General features: G+C 40.2%; 15 protein-coding genes. 7 read left to right on the forward strand and 8 right to left on the reverse strand.

What is annotated here, in order from left to right:
* Positions 1-2: 2 nt before the first annotated feature.
* Positions 3-2,360 (reverse strand): GH92 family glycosyl hydrolase, encoded by a 2,358-nt coding sequence (locus ABJD71_RS15455; RefSeq protein WP_348171363.1) that lies wholly within the window; start codon positions 2,358-2,360, stop codon positions 3-5.
* An 85-nt stretch (positions 2,361-2,445) separates the two neighbouring features.
* The gene (locus ABJD71_RS15460) at positions 2,446-3,177 is read right to left on the reverse strand and encodes a FadR/GntR family transcriptional regulator (protein WP_348171366.1); all 732 of its coding nucleotides are present in this window, start codon (positions 3,175-3,177) and stop codon (positions 2,446-2,448) included.
* Between the two features lie 220 nt (positions 3,178-3,397).
* On the opposite strand from ABJD71_RS15460, the gene ABJD71_RS15465 reads away from it, so the two are divergent.
* Positions 3,398-4,579: an AGE family epimerase/isomerase gene (locus ABJD71_RS15465; protein WP_348171369.1), complete on the forward strand. Its 1,182-nt coding sequence runs from the start codon at positions 3,398-3,400 to the stop codon at positions 4,577-4,579.
* Between the two features lie 280 nt (positions 4,580-4,859).
* On the opposite strand, the gene ABJD71_RS15470 is transcribed toward ABJD71_RS15465, so the two are convergent.
* The 5 genes from ABJD71_RS15470 to ABJD71_RS15490 are packed head-to-tail and all read right to left on the reverse strand — an operon-like array spanning position 4,860 to position 10,797.
* Entirely contained in the window at positions 4,860-6,149 is a 1,290-nt protein-coding gene (locus ABJD71_RS15470; RefSeq protein WP_348171372.1) for a TRAP transporter large permease, read from the reverse strand.
* The gene (locus ABJD71_RS15475) at positions 6,146-6,658 is read right to left on the reverse strand and encodes a TRAP transporter small permease (RefSeq protein WP_348171377.1); all 513 of its coding nucleotides are present in this window, start codon (positions 6,656-6,658) and stop codon (positions 6,146-6,148) included. Before ABJD71_RS15475 ends, ABJD71_RS15470 begins: the two co-directional genes overlap by 4 nt.
* On the reverse strand, positions 6,655-7,653 hold the full coding sequence (locus tag ABJD71_RS15480) for a TRAP transporter substrate-binding protein (protein ID WP_348171380.1): 999 nt from the start codon (positions 7,651-7,653) through the stop codon (positions 6,655-6,657). The genes ABJD71_RS15475 and ABJD71_RS15480 overlap by 4 nt, the downstream gene beginning before the upstream one ends.
* Positions 7,654-7,683: 30 nt before the next feature.
* A complete protein-coding gene (locus tag ABJD71_RS15485; RefSeq protein ID WP_348171383.1) occupies positions 7,684-9,717 on the reverse strand; it encodes a glycosyl hydrolase 115 family protein in 2,034 nt (677 codons plus the stop codon).
* A gap of 51 nt (positions 9,718-9,768) precedes the next feature.
* Positions 9,769-10,797, reverse strand: a complete 1,029-nt coding sequence (locus ABJD71_RS15490) for a LacI family DNA-binding transcriptional regulator (protein ID WP_348171386.1) — start codon at positions 10,795-10,797, stop codon at positions 9,769-9,771.
* Between the two features lie 268 nt (positions 10,798-11,065).
* Here ABJD71_RS15490 and uxaC point away from each other — a divergent pair, with 268 nt between their 5' ends.
* The 3 genes from uxaC to ABJD71_RS15505 are packed head-to-tail and all read left to right on the forward strand — an operon-like array spanning position 11,066 to position 14,801.
* Positions 11,066-12,481, forward strand: coding sequence for a glucuronate isomerase (uxaC, locus tag ABJD71_RS15495; RefSeq protein WP_348171389.1), 1,416 nt, complete (start codon positions 11,066-11,068; stop codon positions 12,479-12,481).
* Positions 12,478-13,995: a mannitol dehydrogenase family protein gene (locus tag ABJD71_RS15500; protein WP_348171392.1), complete on the forward strand. Its 1,518-nt coding sequence runs from the start codon at positions 12,478-12,480 to the stop codon at positions 13,993-13,995. The genes uxaC and ABJD71_RS15500 overlap by 4 nt, the downstream gene beginning before the upstream one ends.
* A complete protein-coding gene (locus ABJD71_RS15505; RefSeq protein ID WP_348171951.1) occupies positions 13,995-14,801 on the forward strand; it encodes a ThuA domain-containing protein in 807 nt (268 codons plus the stop codon). The genes ABJD71_RS15500 and ABJD71_RS15505 overlap by 1 nt, the downstream gene beginning before the upstream one ends.
* 338 nt (positions 14,802-15,139) lie before the next feature.
* On the opposite strand, the gene ABJD71_RS15510 is transcribed toward ABJD71_RS15505, so the two are convergent.
* The gene (locus tag ABJD71_RS15510; protein ID WP_348171395.1) at positions 15,140-16,132 is read right to left on the reverse strand and encodes a Gfo/Idh/MocA family oxidoreductase; all 993 of its coding nucleotides are present in this window, start codon (positions 16,130-16,132) and stop codon (positions 15,140-15,142) included.
* 278 nt (positions 16,133-16,410) lie between these two features.
* Between ABJD71_RS15510 and ABJD71_RS15515 the strand changes: the two genes are divergently transcribed.
* The 3 genes from ABJD71_RS15515 (at position 16,411) to ABJD71_RS15525 (ending at position 21,824) form a co-directional block, all read left to right on the forward strand.
* Positions 16,411-19,116, forward strand: a complete 2,706-nt coding sequence (locus ABJD71_RS15515) for a TonB-dependent receptor (RefSeq protein ID WP_348171398.1) — start codon at positions 16,411-16,413, stop codon at positions 19,114-19,116.
* Positions 19,117-19,596: 480 nt separating this feature from the next.
* Positions 19,597-20,940, forward strand: coding sequence for an extracellular solute-binding protein (locus ABJD71_RS15520; RefSeq protein ID WP_348171401.1), 1,344 nt, complete (start codon positions 19,597-19,599; stop codon positions 20,938-20,940).
* Positions 20,940-21,824 (forward strand): sugar ABC transporter permease, encoded by an 885-nt coding sequence (locus ABJD71_RS15525; protein WP_348171404.1) that lies wholly within the window; start codon positions 20,940-20,942, stop codon positions 21,822-21,824. Before ABJD71_RS15520 ends, ABJD71_RS15525 begins: the two co-directional genes overlap by 1 nt.

Raw genomic sequence — 21,824 nt, forward strand, 5'->3', positions numbered from 1 at the left:
GACTAATGAAGGTTCAGGTTGGGTTGGTTAGACATTTCTAATACTAGTTCACCGCCTGATACAATTTCCTGATGGGTCAAGTAGGTTCTGTCTAGGGATTTTCCATTGAGTGATATGGCTTTGACATAAGGCGTTTCAGGGCCGTTATTTAGAGTCTTTATAGTGAAGGTTTTGCCGCTGTAGTATTGGTTATCCAGTGTGATGCTAATACTATCAAAAATGGGTGAGCCAATGAGATATATTGGATCTGCTTCGGTCCCACCGGTTAACTGAAATAATCCTATTTTCATAAGTACTGCCAAGCTACCCATTAAACCTTGATCTTCATCGCCGTTATAACCGCTTTTGGGACTTAAATTAGAAAAAACACTATCTACCACTTTACGAGACCAATATTGGGCTTTCCAAGGAGCTCCTGCTGCACTGAAGATAAAGGCAGTTTGAATACTGGGTTGATTCCCATAGTTAATAGGGGTGCGTCGAAACTCCTCAAGGCTCTCATCAGCGTGGGCTGTACCAGAGGTGAAACCTTGTTTTTCAGCAGTTTTAAATGCAGCTTCAAGTCTAGAAATAAGAATATCTTTTCCACCCATTAGTGACGCGAGGCCATCTATATCATGGGCGACGTTCCAAGTGCCTTGGGCAGGGTTAGCCTCCACAAACCCATTTTCGTATTGATATGGGTCAAAAGGCGTTTGCCAAGTACCGTCAATGTTCTTAGGGCGCATAAAGCCCGACTTTTTATCATATACATTACGATAATTTTTAGAGCGATTTCTGTAATAAGTATCATCATCTTTTTTACCTAAGGATGCTGCTAAGTTCGCCAAAGTGTGGTCTTGAAATGCATACTCTAACGTTTGTCCTGGACCACGTCTGTGGTTGCCATATAAGCTTTCTGTTTTTGATAACGGGTAGGGGATATAACCTTTTTCTAGGTAATGTTGCATACCACCACCGGTTTGCGTGAAATGCTCGTACCCTGCTCGAGACATCATGCCATCAGCACTGTGATTTTTCTTTAGGGCATTGTAGGCAAGTTCTACATTAAAATCCCGTATGCCTTTCATGTAGTTAGAGACTATAAAAGGTGTAGAAGACGCGCCTGTCATTACGTAGGTGTAATTTCCACCGCTTGGACCTCTGGGGATCATTCCTCCGTCTTGGTGGTATTGTAATAAACTGTTGGTAAAGTCTGATGCGACCTTGGGATAAGCTAAGGGCCAAAGTGTGGCAATGGTCCACTGAGCTCCCCAAAAAGAATCCGAGTTGTGATGGTTAAATAAAGGCACCCCATGACTGTCTAGAGGTAATTGTTTCACTATGGCTCGGGTGCCTGTTTGGTCTGTGTATTGTCCATTAGCATCAGAAATAATTCGTCTACCTTGCAGAGCATGCCACAGGTCGGTGTAGAAGCGTTGTTGTTGTTGTTGGGTGCCACCGGTTACTTTTATTTTAGACAACCAGCTATTCCAATCGTTTTTAGAAGCCGTGACAACTTTTTCAAAATTCCAATGAGGTAATTCTGTTGCAATGTTAGCGTATGCATTTTCTTCAGAGACGTAAGATATGCCTACTTTCATTAATTGCTCTGATACAGCATCGTCTTTGCTGACAAACGAAACTAATAGTCCCGCATCTAGTCCGCTTGTGCCGGTTACATTTGGCTCTATTTTTCCATTTCGCCATGCACCAATGTTAGCAATTTTCTGTTTAAATTCTGCATGAAAATAAACTTTGCTAGGTCTTGGACGCCTATGGGTTGCTTGGTTGGTAACATATCCTGCTATGGCTGTAGGACTAATTAAGTGTGCTTCGCCATGGCCAAATTTTGAGGGGCCCATTTCGCCGCCAAGTTTTATCAAAATTTGTTGCGGCTGTCCTTTAGGGTAGTCATATTTATGAAACCCGACTCGGGTGGTTGATGTCAGTTCTACATCAATGTTGTATCTGTCTAAATGAAGTTTATGATAGCCAGGTTTAACGACTTCAGTGTCATGACTAAAATTAGAAAAATAGTCTTGTTTGATGTCTGCGATGTCTTGCTCAGAAGATATAGGCATCATGGATACTGCAGATAATTGCCATGCATGTACATGACTAAAGCCTTTAACTTCTGTTTCGTTATATCGATATCCACTGCCCCAAGCACCACCTAATCCAGTGTCTGGGCTAAGATTAACTAGTCCGAAGGGGCGTGAAGCTGAGTCAAAGAAAAACCAGCGGCTATTAACAGAGTCTAAATGGGGGTAAACGAGGTCAACGGGTTCATCTGCAGTGGCCGAACAGTTCATCAAGAATATACACGATGCCAGTAAGACGGTTGTTACTTTGAATCTAAGTAGGACTGAATGCTTCACTGTTAACATACCAAGTTTAGTCTATGTATAGGTATTTATATCAGGAGTTTAGGCCAATATCAATATTGGCCTGTCCAAAATAAGGCTAGCTTTCACCCATTAATAGTACAAATGCATCCGCGACTTCGGACAAGTGTGACTGCATTGCTCGTTGTGAACCTTGTGCATCACGTCGTGATAATTGTTGGTAAATTGCGTTGTGAGCATCAATATTAGGAACACTATTTAACTGCCGTACTTTTTGAGCAAAAACCCGACTAATCTCAGATGAGTTACGTTGCTCCCACAACCAATCTATCATAGTCACCATGGCACTATTTCTTGATGCTTCAGCGATTAAATTATGAAATTTACGATCAATGATTTCTGCCTCAGCTATCTTTTTATCAGTGACTAAGGTTTCCATTTGTCGTAAATATATTTCTAATTTTAATAGTTCATCATTACTAATACGCATAGCAGCTAAGGCAGCGGCGTCACCTTCTACTAATTTTCTCGCCTCTAATATTTCTAAAGGTCCAGGTGCATCTTCATTAATAAGTGAGCTTTTAACTGATGTTAATTTTACGACATATACACCTGAGCCGGGTCTTATTTCAACTAACCCCGAAACCTCTAGTGCGATAAGTGCTTCACGGACTGTTTGCCGGCTTACATCATATTTACTTGCAAGGTCACGTTCGGCCGGAAGCCGCTCATTCTCAACTAGGTGATTATCATTGATCATGTGAGCGAGTTGTTGAGCAATCTGTAGATATAACCGTTTGCTTGAAGTGTGCGCTTTTGTAAGAGGGTTTAAGGTTGATGATTGTTGCAAATTGGACTGTCCAATTGTAATATTTATGATATAGGTTAACCAATTTATCGTTTTGGCTAACATTAATCAAGTAGGTAGGTATGTAGTCTTATCTGTACACAGATTTATAGACTATCTGTTTTCGGATAGATTGAAGGCTACAACTAAGATTAGGGGGCATATTTTTAAGATTGCCTTAGTCTTTAGATATTCATATCGCTGCATTAACGGGAGTATAGTCGTGTTAAAGCCAGAAAATTTTTATACAAAGTCGTTTTTAGTAGAGCATGTTGAGTCAATTTTAAATTTTTACAACCCTATCGTGGTGGATGAGTCGGGAGGGTACTTCCAAAACTTTAAGGATAATGGTGAGGTGTTTGATGGCGGATTTAAGCAACTCGTTAGCAGTACTAGGATCATTGTCAATTATGCAAGAGCCGCAACCGCGTTAAATAAAAGCCACTATAAAGATATAGCCGAACATGGCTTGACATATTTAGAGCAAGTTCATTGGCAACCTAGTACAGAGTCTTACGCGTGGACCTTACAAGATCATAAAGCCTTAGATATGACACAGCAAGCATATGGCTATGCGTTTGTGATGCTTGCTTACGCTGCGGTTCACAAGCATGGCATACGTGATGGTTTAAATGATATGCAACGTACCTTTGACCTCTTAGAAAGTAAATTTTGGCAAGCTGACTTTGGATTATATGCGGATGAAATGAGTCCAGCTGGAGAATTGAGTGATTATCGAGGTCAGAACTCAAATATGCATTTATGTGAAGCTATGATTGCTGCCTATGAAGCGAGTGCTGAACTTCAGTATTTAGAAAGAGCGAAACTACTAGCTAAAAATATCACTCAAGGTCAAGCTAAGTTAACTAATGGCTTGGTTTGGGAACATTACCAAGTAGATTTCCAACCGGATTGGGAATACAACAAAGAAGATCCGAAAAACCTATATCGTCCTTGGGGTTTTCAGCCTGGCCATCAAACAGAGTGGGCAAAGTTACTGATTGCAATTTATCGTCATAGTAAGGAACCTTGGTTGCTTGATAAAGCTCAGGAGTTATTCGACTTAGCTTATGAAAAATCTTGGGACAAAGAGCATGGTGGGCTTATTTATGGTTTCGCCCCAGACGGGAATTGGTGTGACGATGATAAGTACTTTTGGGTGCAAGCTGAGAGCTTTGCGGCCGCCGCTATGTTATACCAAGAGACTCAAAACACTAAATATTTGAACGCTTACCGAGAGCTTTGGGACTACAGTTGGCAAAACTTTGTAGACCATCAATTTGGTGCATGGTTTAGAGTGTTAAAGCGTAATAATGAAAAATACTCGGATGAAAAAAGTAGCGCTGGCGCTAAGTGTGATTACCACACATTAGGCGCCTGTCTCGATGCTATTGTTGGTTTGTAGTGCTTGTTAACTATGCCTAATCAATTTACATCAACTTAAATGCGTAGTTAAAATGGTATTTGCGCATTTAGGTTGAACCCTTGTAGACAATAAATTTTTAATATTATTCGAAACAAAGAAAAGCGAAACCTACGCTATTTTTTATTCCAGTTTTCATCGCATTTTTAGCCAATGTATCCGCCATTGTAAGATTACTTTAGTGGTAAAAGCTTTGCCTAGTATGTCAACTAAGCTAAATACTTGAACTTTTTATTTTTATTATTTTAGTTAAGGGACTTTATTATGGCGCTAATAAATTGGGTAGTGCGGTGCTTATTGTAGGAAAGGCCGAGACGAGTATTAACACTATTATCATAGCGGCATAAAGAGGGAGCATAGGCTTTATCATATGCTCCATTTTAGTCTTGGCTACAGCACAACTCACAAACAAAATATTACCGACTGGCGGGGTACATAAGCCAATAGATAAATTAAGCACCATCATTATTCCAAATTGCAGTGGGTCAACACCTAAGCTTGTGGCTATTGGCAAAAATATAGGCGTAAAAATTAGCACGGCTGGTGTCATGTCCATAAATGCGCCGACGACCAATAGTATTAGGTTAATGATAAGTAAGATGACTATTGGGTTTTCACTGATGCCAAGCATTACATCACTAAGTTCTTGAGGGATGTTTTCATAGGATAACAACCAACTCAGTGCCGATGAGGTGGCGATTAAAAACAATACGATAGATGTGGTTTCTATTGTTTTTGTGAGAATGTTACCTAATGCTTTGAGGTCTACTTCACGGTATACGCCTACCGCTAAAATAAGCGCGTACACCACTGCAATTGCACCGGCTTCTGTGGGGGTGAAAATACCACTGACTATTCCACCCATGGCAATTACAATTAACGCAAGACTTGGAACGGCTTTCCATATTTGTATCAGCGCAACGTTAAAAGGAAGCCGCTGAGCTCCTGTAAACCCTTTACGTTTAGCATAAAGATAACAAAGTAACATCAGCGCAAAAGCGACTAACAAACCGGGTATGTAACCTGCTAAGAACAATGCTGATATGGATACACCTCCACTGGCGATTGCATAAACTATAAGTATGTTGCTTGGAGGGATCAGTAGACCCGTCGTAGAAGCCGTTGCTGTAATGGCACCGCTAAATGCTTTATCGTAACCGGCCTTTTCCATTTGAGGCACCATAAAGCTACCAATAGCAGACGTCGCTGCGACGGCAGAGCCTGACAATGCGCCAAAAAATACACATGACATAACATTAACTAATGCCAGCCCTCCCGGTAGTGTTCCAAGTAGAGCCATGGCACAATTTATTAAACGCTTGGCTATTCCGCCCTGTGCCATAATTTGCCCAGATAAAATAAAGAATGGGATAGCTAATAATGCGAAGGTATTCACACCATTCGTCATACGCTGGGCAACCGTCGTAACCGCAGGGAGAAAGTCCATGGCGGTTAACATGTATAAAAATGTCGAAAGGCCAATGGCAAATGACACGGGTACGTTGAGTAACAACAAGAAAAAGAAACAAGCCAACAGAAATATGATTGTCATAGGACGGGCTCCGAATTTTCTGCATAGGAGAACATAAAGTTCAATGCGTAGATAAGGATAAGTAGCCCGCTAATAGGCAGCACCATGTAGACTAAACCAATATCGATGCCCATGACGGCTGATTTCTGCCCTAATTCATAAGTCATGAGTACCAAGCGAATGCCACCAAATACCATTACGCATAAAGCAAATAACGCAATACTCATGTGTATCATTAGGTACATTACTTTACGTTGTAGCGCGGTTCCTTGGTTATATATAATATCTAGTCCTAGATGACTTCTTTTGCGATAAGCGTAGGCTGCACCTAGAACCGTTAACCAAATAAGTAGAAATCTAGACAGTTCTTCAGTTATTGAGCTAGGTTCAGCAAGCACATATCGAGAAAATACTTGCCAGCACACGACGGCCGTAATACTCACTAAAATAATTTGTAATAGCCGAATATTAAGACTGTCGAACCAAAATAATAGTGGTGAGCACCCGCTATTTTTTATGTCCATTTTCATAATTTTTCAATCCGTTCTAACAGGTCACCAACTGCAGTACCATTAAAGCTACTTTTAAAGGCACTAACACGTTGCATAAAGGGGGCCTTATCTGGTGTGATAATATTGACACCTGCTGCTTTTAGGGCTGCAAGAGCTAGCTCTGTATCTTTTTTCCACTGGGCTTTTTGATACTCAACTGCACTTTGCATCGCTTGGTTGATCCAGCTTTGTTGTTGTGGTGTTAATCCTTGCCACACTAATTGACTGATAATAATAATATCTGGAATAGAATTGTGTTCATCGAGCGTATAGTTTTTACATATTTCATAATGTCTTGATTTATATAGTGTAATAGCATTATTTTCGGCACCATCTACGACACCTTGTTGCAAGGCTGTATAAAGCTCACCAAATGATATTGGCGTAGCGGATGCTCCCATCGCCGAGGTCATTTTTACAGCTGATTGACTCTTCATGGTTCGAATCTTTAGGCCAGACAAATCATCAGGGTGTTGTACGACTCTGTTACAGGTATAAAAGCTGCGGCTGCCAGCATCAAAATATGCCAGTCCTTTTAACCCCACATCTATTGGGGCATCGAGTAACTCTGCTCCTAACTCGCTTTCTAATGTTTTCCAGTAGTGCGTTTTATCTCTAAATACATATGGTAGATTGAATACTTGCATTTCAGGCACGAAGGCTTCCATTGAGCTTATAGATACCTTAGTCATGGCAAGGCTACCCACTTGTAGAAGTTCTATCTGGTCTCGTTCAGAGCCTAATTGCCCATTGGTATATATTTGAATGTTAATTTGATTATTTGATAGCGTTTCTACTTGCTGCTTGAAGTGCAATAACGATTTATGTACTACGTGCTCAGGATCCAGAGAGTGGGGAAGGCGCAACGTAATTTGTTCTTCGTCTTTAGATGTATTAACTAACGCAATTCCAGATGCAAAAGCTGTCATGAACAAAATAATCAGTATTAATATACCGGATTTAGGTTTATTCATTGGGCACTCCGATGTATTCGACTAAGGCTTTCATTGGCTTAACTTTGTAGCAATTTTGTCGAAGTCAACAAGGGTAGGGAAGCCATTATTAGGACGGCGTTTTTGGGGCAAATACCAAGAGCCCCATTTAGGGTTCAGGTCACCTTTTTGGCGTCTACTATAGATTTGTTGTAACTGTTCTCTACCTTGTAGCATCATTGTATTGATGGCTAGTTGAGATTGACTACTCGCTGGCGCATCTTTTAATCGCACTAAGTCAATTAGGGTTTGATTGTACTGCAACAAGTCTAAATATAATTTAATCGGCAATATGATGTGGTCATGGTAGAAGGTTGCATCGCCAGTATTTTTACGACTACCTATTTGGGCATACTTTAAAGCTTTTTGCAGACTATGTATCTTAGGTTCAGTGATTGGTAGGTATTTATCGATCATGTTTTTGGTGACTGTGAATTCATTTTTGCCAGGTTGGCGTACCGGAATATCTGCCAAGTAAGCTTGAATCGTTTTGACATGCCATAAAATTTCAACGTATCCAATATGCTGATCATTCGCCTGAAATAAGTACTCAAGTGCTTGTTGGGTATCTACCAATGCGGCATCACCAAAATAGCGAGTTATCCACTGTTTATAAAACTGCTGAGCATTAAATGCTTTGCCTAAATTAGCCGATTGAGCATAGGCTTCAATATTGAGTATGAATGGACGGAACGTTTGGCCATTCACTTCCATATAATGAGTGGCGTCATAATCTGTGTACATTTGGTCCATTACAGATTCAACCAATTCAGGGTAGGGGCTCATTACATCGTGGTTTTTCCAGTATCCAGCATGCATATAGGTACCGAATTTATAGCCTTTCGTACTGTCTGGTTGATATTTAAATGTTCCCCAACCATCATCAGACCACGCAATAATAAAGTCTTTTGGCGGGGCAAATCCATTGTTAAACATTTCCATACCATCGCTGTAACAAATACACACTCTGGGGGCATCGGGCTTAAATTCATTTACTATCTTGTTAAATTCAACATACACCTCATTAAATACACTAACTTTGTCTTCTCCACAGCTAGACTTATACTCCCAATCGAGTAATTGGTTACGAGGGCGCAATGCGAAGATATCAATATTCTTTACTGGTGTATGGGTGAGGTAATATCGCCAGCCGTCAATCCAGTCTTGTTTGTAATTAGTCCAACAGGTTGAAGCTGCGACATTTAGTGTATGTAGTTGCCTGCCTTGCATCATATCCACTTGGATATACATGCCTTTGTCATGTACATACTGCATCATCTTTTCAAGGTGAGGTACGTTTAGTTGATAGTCTGGGTGGCGCTCTAGATAAGCTGGGCGGGTATAAAACTCTATTCTGCCTAACATATCGAACATTTCGATGCCGTTATATTTTAGGCGGACTAATGAGTCAATCATGTTTGTGAATGAGTCCCAGTCATATTCTAGACTAGGTGACTTTAGATTAAGTAACTCGTCAACATCATTTTCAAAATAAACAAGTAATGGCACTACAGGCGCTGCAATTGACATGTTTTCAAAATTAGATAGTTGCGAAAATGCTTTAGCCGTTGGTTGTTTATCTGTCCAATAAGCAAGTGGGTCGATACCGAGTATTTTTTGGCTGTACTCATAAACGGCATACTGTGTTCCTTGAATGTCTAACCCACTTAGTATGATTAAAGGCCGGCTATTGACTTCGCTCACTTTCAATAGAGATGCTCTCGGTTTGAGTTGTTCGAAGTGTGTTTTGTCTATTTTTGAGAGTAATGTTGAGTGTTTTAATTGATTACTTTGCCCAATTAAGTAATACAAATCAGCATTAGGAAGAGCGTCGATAGTCTGAACTATGTCAATTTTTAGCTGCCCCACCGCTGCTAAATCTTGCTTTAAGTCCTCTGCAGCCAACTTAATTGGAGTAATCGCGTTATCAGGTAAAATAATGACAATATCCATATTGTTACCGGTGTCATTTTTGGGAGATATACATCCGGCTTGAAGGCAACAAAGTAAAAGTAGTAATGTAAATAAAACCGGATTGTATTTCATGCAAAGGCTCATTATGTAGTGGTTGAAATTAGCTGCGTTAGTGTTACTAAATTATTTGTGTTTGCTAGTGGAGTCCCTTATCACCAATTCACCATCAATAATAGTTGCATCGTTTGGCCCTTTAGCAGGTATAGTTGATTTTTTATCTTTTAAGCGATCAATTAACAAGCTGGCAGCTTGATAGCCTATGGATAACAGAGGGTGACGCATAGTCGTAATGTTTGGCCACACCTTAGTGGTTATGGATATGTCATCAATGCCACAAATTGATAAATCATTTGGTATCCGTAAATTATGACTTTGAGCTTCGTAAAGCACACCGACGGCCATTTCGTCATTTGCTGCAAAAATAGCGGTAGGGCGTTTCTCTTTATTCAATAAAGTATTCGCTGCGTTAATGCCTGATTGATAAGTGTAATAACCTTGCACAACGAGTGACTCATCCACTTCTAACCCTGCATCTTTAAAAGCTTGTCTAAAGCCTTTTTCACTGCGCCGTGCTGATTCTTGATCTGGGTGACCGGTGATAAAACCTATATCTCTATGGTTGAGCTTTAATAGGTAATTAGTCATGTCATAACTCGATTTCATACCGTTAAATCCAATAGATTCGCCACGCTCTAAGTCTTTTGGGCCTATTCGGATGTATTTGATGTTTCGTGCATCTAACATTTCCAGCAGTTCAATTTTGTCACAAATAGGGGGAGCTAAAATTAAGCCATCTACTAAGGTGTTTTCTACTAAATCTTCTATTTCAGGAACAAGACCTTTTGAGCGATAACTACAATCATATAGAAATAAACCCATATGTTGCTCAGTACAGCTTTGTAATATCCCTTTTTGTAGATTCATTAAGTAACCAGGGCTAGGGTTGTCAGATAGTAAGGCAATAAAAAACGATCGATTTTTAGCTAGCGCCATCCCTAAAGGGTTTCGTTTAAAATCAAGTGCAGCTATTGATGCTTGTACTTTCTCTTTCGTTTCTTTACGTACATTTGCTTCATTGTTGATAACTCTAGAAACCGTTTTTTTAGAAACGCCTGCATGTTTAGCAACATCAATAATAGTGGCAGCTCTCATGAATATCTATTCACTCTTAGTTAGAAAATTTATCAAATTGTTTATGTACTTTTACTTCGTTAAAAATACAAGCCATTGATTTTACAACAGGTGGCTGCCAATTTTTATGTTGAATTGGCAAAATAACAAATATTTAACGTTTTTGCTGTGTTAATTTATAAAGCTAGTTGACACCGGTGTCAACTAGCTTTATAAATTGTTTATCTAATATGCAAAGTTTAGGCGGTCCATTGACTAACCTTTTACATCATCGGGAGCTTTCTGTTTTATGACATCCTCATTGGGTATGCACCCCGACGCTCTATTTTCAGCTAACCAGAGTGAGCGTGATATTGCTAGACGCTTATATTCTGATATTGCTAATTTACCTATCATAAGCCCTCATGGGCATACTGATCCTAAGTGGTTTGCGTTAAATGAGCCTTTTGCTAATCCAGCGGCATTATTAATACAACCTGATCATTATGTATATAGAATGCTATATAGTCAGGGGGTAACATTGGATCAGCTTGGTATTTCACGAGCAGGTCAAGGGCCTACATCAGTAGAGCCTGAGCTAGTTTGGAATATTTTTGCAAAACACTTTTATTTGTTCCAAGGCACCCCTTCATACTTCTGGTTGAACTATGTATTCGCCAACACGTTTGGCTTAGATGTAAAACTAAGTGCTCAAACTGCGAGTCAATATTATCAAGTTATCAATGACAAACTTAATACTCCTGAATTTTTACCGAGAGCATTATTCGAAAGGTACAATATTGAAGTGCTGGCTACTACAGAGTGCCCAACTAATAACTTGCGATACCACCAACAAATTGTAGATTCTGATTGGCAGGGGCGGGTAATAACTGCATTTCGCCCAGATGCAGTGATTGATGCCGAACACGAATCATTTCAAAGAAAGTTAAACCAGTTAAGTCAGGTAACTGGATTAGACTGTCACCAATACGATCAATATATTGATGCTCTCAGACAAAGGCGTGCTTATTTTAAAAATATGGGGGCAACCTCAACGGACCACGGTCATGCAACTCCTGCAACTGCAGATTTAAGTCGCCAGCAAGCTTCAGCCCTGTTTGATAAGTTGGTAGCAGGCAATGTTACCCCAGAAGATGCTGAGTTGTTCAGAGCCCATATGTTGATGGTTATGGCTGAAATGTCTATTGAAGACGGTTTAGTGATGCAAATTCACCCCGGCGTTTATCGCAATCATAATCAAAGTGTATTTTCTGACTTTGGCAGGGATAAAGGCGCAGACCTGCCAATACAAACGGAATATATTCAAGCATTAAAGCCCTTATTAGATAAATTTGGTAATGATCCTCGTTTGAGCGTCATTTTATTTACCTTAGACGAAACAGTCTACAGTAGAGAGCTAGGGCCATTAGCCGGTCATTATCCTGCAATTAAATTAGGACCTGCTTGGTGGTTTCATGATAGCCCAGAAGGCATGACTCGCTTTAGGCGAGCAACTACAGAAGTCGCCGGTTTTTATAATACCGTTGGTTTTAACGACGATACTAGAGCGTTTTTGTCTATTCCTGCTCGCCATGATATGTCGCGAAGAATGGATTGCGCATATCTTGCTGAGTTAGTCGCAAGACATCAAATCGATGAAGAAGAAGCCAGTACAATAGCTACTGATTTGGCTTACAACCTTGCTAAAAAGGCTTATAAACTATGAGTGAAATAATGTTGTCTCCTAGACTGAATTTAGCCCTTGCTAAAGAAAGAGGTTTACTATCAGTCGAATCCTCAGAGTTAGGTACAGTTAAACAAATAGTACATTTAGGAATTGGTGCATTTCATAGAGCTCATCAAGCGGTCTATACCCAACAGGCTAACGAGATGTGTGATGACAATTGGCAAGTTATTGGTGTCTCACTTCGTAGTGTCTCAGTGCAAGAGCAGTTGAGGCCACAAAATGGTCTTTATTCTGTATGTCAAACGGATGTTAGCGGCAATAGCAACAGCGTGATGTCGGTTGTAAAGGACGTATTAGTACTGCCTAACGAACCCATAGAAGTGCTGACGGCATTGGCGCAAGCGCACACGCATATTGTGTCATTAACCGTTACCGAGAAGGGGTATTGTCACGATCCCGCTAGTGGTAACTTGGATCTCGAAAATACTCAGATTCGACATGATTTAGATAATCTGTCCACGCCTACTACAGCCATAGGCTTGCTGGTCTGTAGCTTGAAGGACCGTTATGAACAGGGTTTTGCACCCTATACTGTTTTGTGTTGCGATAACTTATCGAATAACGGTCAGACATTAAAACAGATTGTCATCCAGTTTGCTGAGCAGCTGGATAAAGAGCTAGCACTCTGGATAGCAGAGAATGTTCCTTTTCCTAACACTATGGTTGACCGCATCGTGCCTGCAACGACTAAGAACGACATTAGTGAGCTAACGCGTGAGCTTGATTATCAGGATTTAGCCATGGTGAAAACTGAGCGTTTTAGTCAGTGGGTAATTGAAGATACATTTGCAAGTGATAGACCTAAATGGGAAAAAGTGGGGGTAAGTTTAGTTAAGGATGTCGAGCCATTTGAAAATGCTAAGTTGCGTTTGTTAAATGGTGCTCACTCTTCTTTGGCTTATTTGGGTTTTCTGATGGGCTATGATTATGTTCATCAAGTGATGGAAAATAAAGACTTAGCTGCTTTTCTAAATCATATAATGCAAACGGAAATTATCCCTACTATTGAGCCACCTCAAGGCATTAATTTAATTGAATATAGTTTAGATTTATTGCAACGCTTTTCAAATCCTGCATTGAATCATCGTACTTATCAAATTGCTATGGATGGGTCACAAAAGGTGCCTCAGCGTTTACTTCACACCATAGAGGACAAACTAGAGCAGAATACTCCTTTTGATGGATTGTGTTTTGCAGTTGCAGGCTGGTTAAGGTACTCAATGGGATTCGATTTGAAAGGTGATCCTATAGAAGTACAAGACCCTCTGGCAGACGAATTATTTAACATTCAAAAACATGATTTTTATGATATCGATAAGTTGATTGATGGTTATTTAACCTTTGAAAAAGTGTTTTCTAAATCACTTTGTGAATCAGCCGTATTTAGACAAAAATTGACATATTGGTTAGGTATTATTTTGGCAAATGGCGTAGAAACGGCTCTAAAAATATTGCTGATGGAATGCTCCAATATCTCAGCGGAAAAAGTGTGATGATTAATGTAACGGTTTGGAATGAGTGTCGGCACGAAGTAGAAGACGAAGACGTAAAAGAAGTTTATCCAGAGACAATAGGTGGTTGCTTAGTTAATAACTTAGAGCCTTTTGGCTTTAATTTAACCCTTTCTACCTTAGATGACCCTGAGCAAGGCTTGTCTGATGAGCTAGTTGAGCAAACTGACGTATTAATATGGTGGGGGCATCGGTATCACGACGAATTAGACGACGCACTCATTGATAAGTTGCAAGCAAGAGTGTTGGCTGGGATGGGGTTAATCATGTTGCATTCATCCCACCATGCAAAGTTATTTAAGCGTTTGATGGGGACTAGTTGTAATTTAAGCTGGCGAGAAGCTGAAGGGGGAGAACGAGAAAGAGTGTGGTGTTTAAAGCCCTCACACCCTATTGCCGAAGGGATCCCTGCACAAATTGAATTACCTCAATCAGAAATGTATGGGGAACCTTTCGATATCCCTGAGCCAGATGAACTTATTTTTAATTCTTGGTATCAAGGTGGTGAGGTAATGCGCAGTGGGTGTACTTATACTCGAGGGAGAGGGCGTGTGTTCTTCTTTTCTCCTGGCCACGAAACGTTCCCTATTTTCCGTAACCCTCATATTATCAGAGTGTTGGCGAATGCTATTCAATGGACTAATCAGTCACATCAAAGTGGCTGGGGTTTAGGTAATTGGGGGCGACCAGAGCCATTGGAACTTGGGGCGCCTAGGCAAACCTATTTTAAAAAACCTAGAAAACTTATGGTGGCTGAGAAGTTAGCTGCTAGCAAGAAGTCGAAATGAGTGTTTGTATTAATTAGCTGTTTTAGTCTTCACTGTAGTATTGAGCAGAAATACTGCAGTGTAGGCTCATATAAATTCAAGGCAGGCGTTCATGAATAGGTGTGATTAGTTGTTATGCTTCAGAGCCGAATCAAGTATTGTTGTTATCATCTGCGTTGTCTTTTTATGTTTGGGTCAATAAGAAAATGTGGGTGCAAGTAGGCCATTTTCTTAGAGCTTACATCTCGGGTTTCATAGGGTGGACACCTTAGTAGGGGAGACATCTTCACCTTCTTTTAGCAGTACAAATAGCAAAGACATAATTGTTTCAGGCACTATGTCTTTGTTAAACGCTATGATCAATCTAAGGTTACAGCTTGCCCTTTATTACCTGCGGACTCTTTGATGGCATCCCATAAAATGGCCATTTTTAAGCCTTGTTTTATGGCTGATGGGTTTTCCATTTCGCCTTTTAAAGTCTGCTGAAAGATGTTTATTAAGTTATTCGCTGACTCTTGTTCTTTTCGAGTTACGTTGCCATCTTTATCTTCTATTTCCATCCAACGCCCCCACGCACAAATTCGAATAATGTATTGGCTAAAATAACACTCAACTCGAGAAGTACAGCCTATGGTTTCACCGCAGGCTTGCATCGTAAATAAGGTACCATCTGAGAGTTGTCCCATTACAGCAGTAACAATATCAACAGGTTTATTTCGATTTTGCATCAGGGCAGAAATACTAGCGAATTCTTTATCGCACAGCATAGAGGTTGTATTCATTAGATGAGCACCTGTATCGAACATAAAGCCCCCTCCAGATATTTCTGGCATTTGCTTCCAGTGGCCAGTATACGTGTCCGCCCAGTTCTCCCATATATTAGCTGATATACTCACTAATTTGCCATAGGTGCCTGTCTGGATATCTGCTTTAAGTTGATGCACCAAAGGAGATAGCCCCCCTTGATAAGCCACAACCAGTTCTCTACCAGAACGCTCTTGGGCTAATTGCAATGCTTTAGCTTCAGCAACTGTAGTAACCATTGGCTTTTCTAGCAATACGTCCAACCCTAAGTCTAACGCCATTATTGCTTGGGCTGCGTGAGCGACATGAGGGGTGCATATATAGACGCTATTTATGTTACCAGACTGTTGCTGAAGCATTTCTTGCCAATCAATATTGGTATAAGGTTTTGGTTTAGAGCGGTCGACGGCTAATGTTTGGATTCGAGTTAGCGCTTCCGCGTTATTGTCTGCAATGCACACAATTTTAACGTCTTTACGGTCAATCCAGGTTGCTATGTATTGTGAAGCTTTTACACCACAGCCAATTATTCCTAGTTTTAAGTCCAAAATACTTCTCTCCTATCTTTATTAGTTTAAAAACAGTCCTTGTAAATAGCTCATAAATCGCAATTGTAAATTTAATTAACATTTTCATATAGTTACAAAAAAAGCTTCATAAATTCGTCATGAAAACGTCACTTTTCAAAGCCCATAATACTGAAAAAATTTAGAGGTGCTACGTACATATTCCTCTGTGTTGACACCGGTGTCAGTGGCTTTATTGAAAAACAATATGGCGGCGATGTCAATAAAATCTGATAACTATAACCAATTAGGATGAAAGCATGAGAGCTCATAGTAAAAACACATTATCACTGGCCATTGCCGCGGCGTTAACAATGGCTATACCGAATACTGTTTTAGCGCAAAAAACTACAGTAGCGGATGAGTCTGAAGTGATTGAAATTAAGGGTTTCAGAGGATCTTTGATTAAAGGGCGAGACCTTAAGCGCGAAGCCGTCGGCACGCAGGATAGCATTGTTGCAGAAGACATCGCTGACTTTCCTGATTTAAATTTGGCTGAAGCCTTGCAACGTATTCCTGGCGTAACAGTCACCAGAGACGGTGGAGAAGGACGTCGTATTGCCATTCGCGGTATGGATTCAAATTTTGCTTTGGTTCAGCTAAATGGCATGGATGTGTTGGGTAACACAGACACTGCTATGGATAGTCGCTCACAAGGTAGTCGTGACCGTGCGTTTGACTTCAACTTGTTTGCTTCTGAGTTGTTTAATCAAATTGATGTGAATAAATCATACTCTGCTAACCAAGACGAAGGTGGAATGGCGGGTAATGTAGGTTTAAGAACAGCTAAGCCTTTTGACTATGAAGGGTTTAATTCTGCACTTTCAGGGCAGTTAGGGGCTAACGATAAAGCTGACGGTACTGCGCCAAGAGCGGCATTGTTGTTATCTAACACTTGGGGGAATTTGGGGGCGCTAGCTTCATTTGCATATAGTTCTCGTAAAAGTATTGAAGAAGGGGTTAACACCTATCGTTGGAGGTACCGTGCAGATGATAATGGAGAAAACTCGTTCTATGGTGACCTTGTTTCTGCTGAAGATGAAGCCGCTATTCGTGCAGGAGATGTGCTAGCACCTCGTGCCAGCAGGTCATCTCAATGGGGTAATGATCAACAACGTTTTGGGTTAACCACGGCTTTGCAGTATAAAGAAGACAACTTCGACTTAACCCTAGATGTATTATATGGCGAACTAAATAACGACCGCGATGAGTTTCATATTAACCCTCGTGGTAATGAAGGCTCGATGAGTTACGGTGCTGGCGTAACGGTAAATGAGGTAGTTATTGAGGATAACGTTTGGCTGTATGGGGATTTTAGTAATACAAATATCAATGTTGAAAGCCGAGTTCATCAAGTAGAGACTGAGTTTTCTCAAGTTGCGCTGACGGGAAATTGGACGATAAGTGACCGGGTGGCAGTTCATGCATTGGCGGGTTACGAAAGCTCAGACTTGTTTGTGAAAAGTTTGAAAGTGTATACCGAGCGACATGGAAATTTCAGCGCTGATTACAGAAACGATATCATGAATCCTGTGGTCAGTTATGGTCAAGATATGACAGATTATAGTGAATATTGGCTAGAAGAAATTGATTTATTTGATAGCTATAACAGCACCGAAAACACCACTTTTAAAGCAGACTTGGAATACGATATCAATGATACTGATACCTTGAGTGCGGGTGTTTCATTTAAAGTGTTAGAAAACTCAACTGCTAGAGAAGACATTAAAGACATTTTGAATAATGTTGATAATGGTGCCGATTATGCTGGCGAATTAGATGATTCATTTTTCTTTACTGTTTCTGATAATCAACAGGTCAGTTGGGCTGTGGTTGATGCCTATGCAGTGCTAAATAGTGATTACGTTCAGAGCAACGCTAATCGTAGTAAAGAAACCAGTGTTGATATTACAATTAATGACTCAACCAATGGTGTGACTGAAGAGACAACAAATTTGTATGTTCAGTATGAATGGGATCGTGAAATAGGTGATATGCCATTTCGCGGTAATATTGGTGCTCGTTATTACAAAACTGACCTCAGTACAGAGTACCTGGCAGACGACGTTGTTAATACATTTAACCGAGATTATGATGGAATTCTGCCTGCTGCCAATGTCGTACTTTCTGTTACTGAAGATAAACTAGTGCGTTTTAGCGTTAGTGAAAATATAACGCGCCCGTCTTACAACGACCTCATTGGTACACCAACGGTTAGCGCTGAAGGCGACAACCTTGAAGTCGATGGTGCTAACCCATTGTTAGATCCTTATACATCTACAAACATTGACTTAGGTTTTGAGTGGTATTTTAATGACGTAGGTTACGCGGCTTTTGGACTATTCCGTAAGGATTTAGATGGCTATATCATCGATGTTGAGCAGACTATGGCTTATTCAGACACAGGGGTATCTCTCTCATTATTACCGGAAGGTTTTTCTGGCAGTGATATCGCTTCAGTATCGTTTTCTACCAACTCTGGTGCCGCTTTTATTCAAGGTGTGGAATTAATACTACAACGGGATTTTGACTTTTTACCAGCGCCTTTCAATAACTTAGGCGTAACGGGTAATGTTAGTGTAACTAAGGGAGAAGTTGACTACTACAAAGATGGTGAAGTATCAGGTACTAGCGACTTTCCTAACTTGTCAGACGTGACTAGCAATATCACTGGTTATTATGAAACGGATACTTGGGGTGCAAGAGTATCCATGTCTTACCGCAGTAATTACATCAATGGTGGTGCGGTGTCTGGTCAACAGGACTATTCAGGATTCGAATCTAGTGCATTTTGGGATTTGAGTGCGTTTTATCAAGCAAGTGAAGACCTGAAATTTACTATTGAAGGTTCAAACCTAACCGATCAAGCTGACCAGCAGTTCTCTCGTTTAGATAACGTTGACCGTTTGTATAACGTCACTAATAGTGGCCGTACGTTCTATGTTGGAGCCTCTTACCAGTTTTAACATCATAGGTGTTTTCGTATGACTAAGGCCGATCCTTCGGCCTTAGTTTGTTACGTTAAGCATTGCTTTTAGCGTTTATATAGCAGGTTTAATCTATAGAGTTGTGTATCCCTAAGTCTTGTAGGTTGAATGGTTGTGTTCTTGGTTTTGAACGTCGAGTTGTAGTTACTCGTATTACCTAAACCAATAATGTCTAGCTGATATCTTTATAAATCGTTTTAAATCAATATCTTATATTACATCAAACTGTTTTTTAGTATGAAATATAGTTTAGTTTGGTCTAAATAAACTCATCAAAAATATTGCTTAATTGCTTGTTGACACCGGTGTCAACGAGTGTATTATTTAGCGAGATGTTGCTTTAGTGTTAAAGATTTTTACAAGGTATATGATTTATGCACAAGTATTACTTATTATTGACATGTTTTTATCGATGAAGGGCACGCAATCAAGATGAAGATCAGAACGTGTTTGCTTAGAATGATTAAATATAGTGTCAACTTTTCTAAAGTCGGTATGTTGTTTTCACTTGCTCTGGGGATTTTAGGTTGCTCATTGTCATCAAAAGAAAGTGATGTAGAAACCAAAACGACTTTAGTGATAGCGGAGCACAGAGCCGCTAGGTTGGCGGCGCTATATGAAATGGCTCCAGAGTTAGAGTTACGTTTAAATGTTAAACTTAAAATTGTTGAATATCCCGCACCAGCTAAAGATTATTTTACTAAGCTTGTCACTGAGTTGCGCTCAGGTAATGCGCCGGATGTATTTAGTGTTCCAAGAGATCTTCAACTTGATGATTTAGCCGCTGCAGGTTACTTGGCTGATTTGTCGGCGATTGTTGAAAGCTGGGACGGGTATCAACAATTACCAGATTTGGTTAAAAAATTAACTAAAGGTAGTTTTGACCATAAAAATTACGTGGTGCCGTCTATTGTCGCGGTTGAGCAGTTATATTACCGTTATGATATCTTAACAAAATTCGGTATCGATACCAGCCAACCTAAAACTCTTGAGGAGTTACTTGAGCGGGCAAGTCAAATTAAAGCCAAAACAGGTAAGTATGCCATGTTATTTCCTGCAGGTCTTACGTGGGGAATGGGGTCTTATACAGAAGGCTTTAGATATCTACTAGCAGGCCATGATGACTATTCATTACTCACTTCAGATGGTCGTTATAATCTTTCTCATCCTGCCCTTGTAGACAGTTTTCAATTTTATGCTGATTTAGTATCAAATCAGTTTATGCCTGTGAATCCGTTATTGAACCCAGAACCCTGGGTAATACCAAAATATGAAATGTTTCCAAATGGGGATCTAATGATTACCACATGTGGAACATGGTGTGTGGTGTTTGATTGGGGTGAAAACAGTCGTAATCCAATTGCAAATATTGATGAAGCAGTCGCCACATGGAAAATTCCGGCACAAAATGGTCAACCTTTTGTACTCGCTTCTTTGGTATATAGCTGGGGGGTAAATGACAACTCAAGGCAAAAGGCAATGGCTAAAAAATTAGCTATTGCTTTGGGAGAGGTTGATGTAGCAATTGCTTATGCTAAGCGCTTAGGAAATGTTCCCGCTCGAATGGATGCCAAATATCATCCTGAGTATTCAAGTTTAGGTAATGCTACCGAGGCTCATCAATTATTACCTGAAGCCCGAGCAGTGACTACAACTGTTGGTGCTAGTGCGGTTATATCTGGTGTGGCTAGAGCCACTGAGGGCTTATTAACCCAAAGAGTCGATGCCAAAGGCGCTGAGGATATTTTGAGAAACTACATAACCAGTGTACTGGGTGAAGAAAGAGTTAAGGGATCACGCTAATGCAATTAACTTATGAGCGTCGAAAACAATTAACGTATCGTTTTATGATGACACCAGCTTTACTTCTGATGTTTATATTCATTGTTTTTCCTGCGTTTTATGCTTTTTCATTAAGCTTAACTAATGAAGCTTTGTTGGGTTTTGCGGCAAAAGAGTCTTCTTTTGTTGGTTTGTCTAACTTTGAACGATTGTTTGCTGATCCTCTATTTTGGAATTCTCTTAAAGTCACACTCTTGTTTGTTATTGGTTCTGCAGTGATTGGACAATTTTTGTTAGGTTTTTTATCTGCAGTTTTACTACTAAGGCCTATCCGTTTTAAAGCTATGTTTAACGCGATGATTTGCCTACCAAATGCTGTGCCTGAAATGGTAGTGGGGTTTCTGTGGATTTCTATGTATGCAAGTGGCGAATATGGCACTTTAAATCGTATAGTGGCTTGGTTTGGTGTTGATCCACAGCAGTGGTTATATAGCTTCCCATTAATGGCGATCATTATAGTAAACACATGGCGAGGAGTAGCCTTTGCAATGATACTACTAACCTCAGGGTTATCTTCTATTCCTAAAGATATTTATGAGGCGGCGAGAGTTGATGGGGCATCGGACAGGCAGATTTTTTGGCGTATAACCATCCCTATGTTAATGCCTACTATTTTCTTATATATGTTTGTGTCAACAGTGACAACCTTCGCTATTTTTGGGTTGGTCTATACCTTAAGCCGAGGAGGGCCTGCAAACAGCACCGAGATTTTAGGCATTTATATATACAACCAATCTTTTACTGCATTTCAACTTGGTTATGGCGCATCCGTAGCGGTAGTTAGTTTGGTGGTGTCTATGTTGATAGGCGTGTTTTATGTTCGTATGTTTAAGGTAGAGGTGTGA

Origin of the sequence: Paraglaciecola sp. (assembly GCF_039943935.1) — a bacterium.
Lineage (GTDB): Bacteria > Pseudomonadota > Gammaproteobacteria > Enterobacterales > Alteromonadaceae > Paraglaciecola.

What these genes read in the sequence shown, in the direction of transcription:
- uxaC (WP_348171389.1), top strand. Translation starts at nt 11,066, where the DNA reads ATGACATCCTCATTGGGTATGCACCCCGACGCTCTATTTTCAGCTAAC.
- ABJD71_RS15475 (WP_348171377.1), bottom strand. Translation starts at nt 6,658, where the DNA reads ATGAAAATGGACATAAAAAATAGCGGGTGCTCACCACTATTATTTTGG.
- ABJD71_RS15490 (WP_348171386.1), bottom strand. Translation starts at nt 10,797, where the DNA reads ATGAGAGCTGCCACTATTATTGATGTTGCTAAACATGCAGGCGTTTCT.
- ABJD71_RS15505 (WP_348171951.1), top strand. Translation starts at nt 13,995, where the DNA reads ATGATTAATGTAACGGTTTGGAATGAGTGTCGGCACGAAGTAGAAGAC.
- ABJD71_RS15515 (WP_348171398.1), top strand. Translation starts at nt 16,411, where the DNA reads ATGAGAGCTCATAGTAAAAACACATTATCACTGGCCATTGCCGCGGCG.
- ABJD71_RS15470 (WP_348171372.1), bottom strand. Translation starts at nt 6,149, where the DNA reads ATGACAATCATATTTCTGTTGGCTTGTTTCTTTTTCTTGTTGTTACTC.
- ABJD71_RS15500 (WP_348171392.1), top strand. Translation starts at nt 12,478, where the DNA reads ATGAGTGAAATAATGTTGTCTCCTAGACTGAATTTAGCCCTTGCTAAA.
- ABJD71_RS15525 (WP_348171404.1), top strand. Translation starts at nt 20,940, where the DNA reads ATGCAATTAACTTATGAGCGTCGAAAACAATTAACGTATCGTTTTATG.
- ABJD71_RS15480 (WP_348171380.1), bottom strand. Translation starts at nt 7,653, where the DNA reads ATGAATAAACCTAAATCCGGTATATTAATACTGATTATTTTGTTCATG.
- ABJD71_RS15520 (WP_348171401.1), top strand. Translation starts at nt 19,597, where the DNA reads ATGATTAAATATAGTGTCAACTTTTCTAAAGTCGGTATGTTGTTTTCA.
- ABJD71_RS15485 (WP_348171383.1), bottom strand. Translation starts at nt 9,717, where the DNA reads ATGAAATACAATCCGGTTTTATTTACATTACTACTTTTACTTTGTTGC.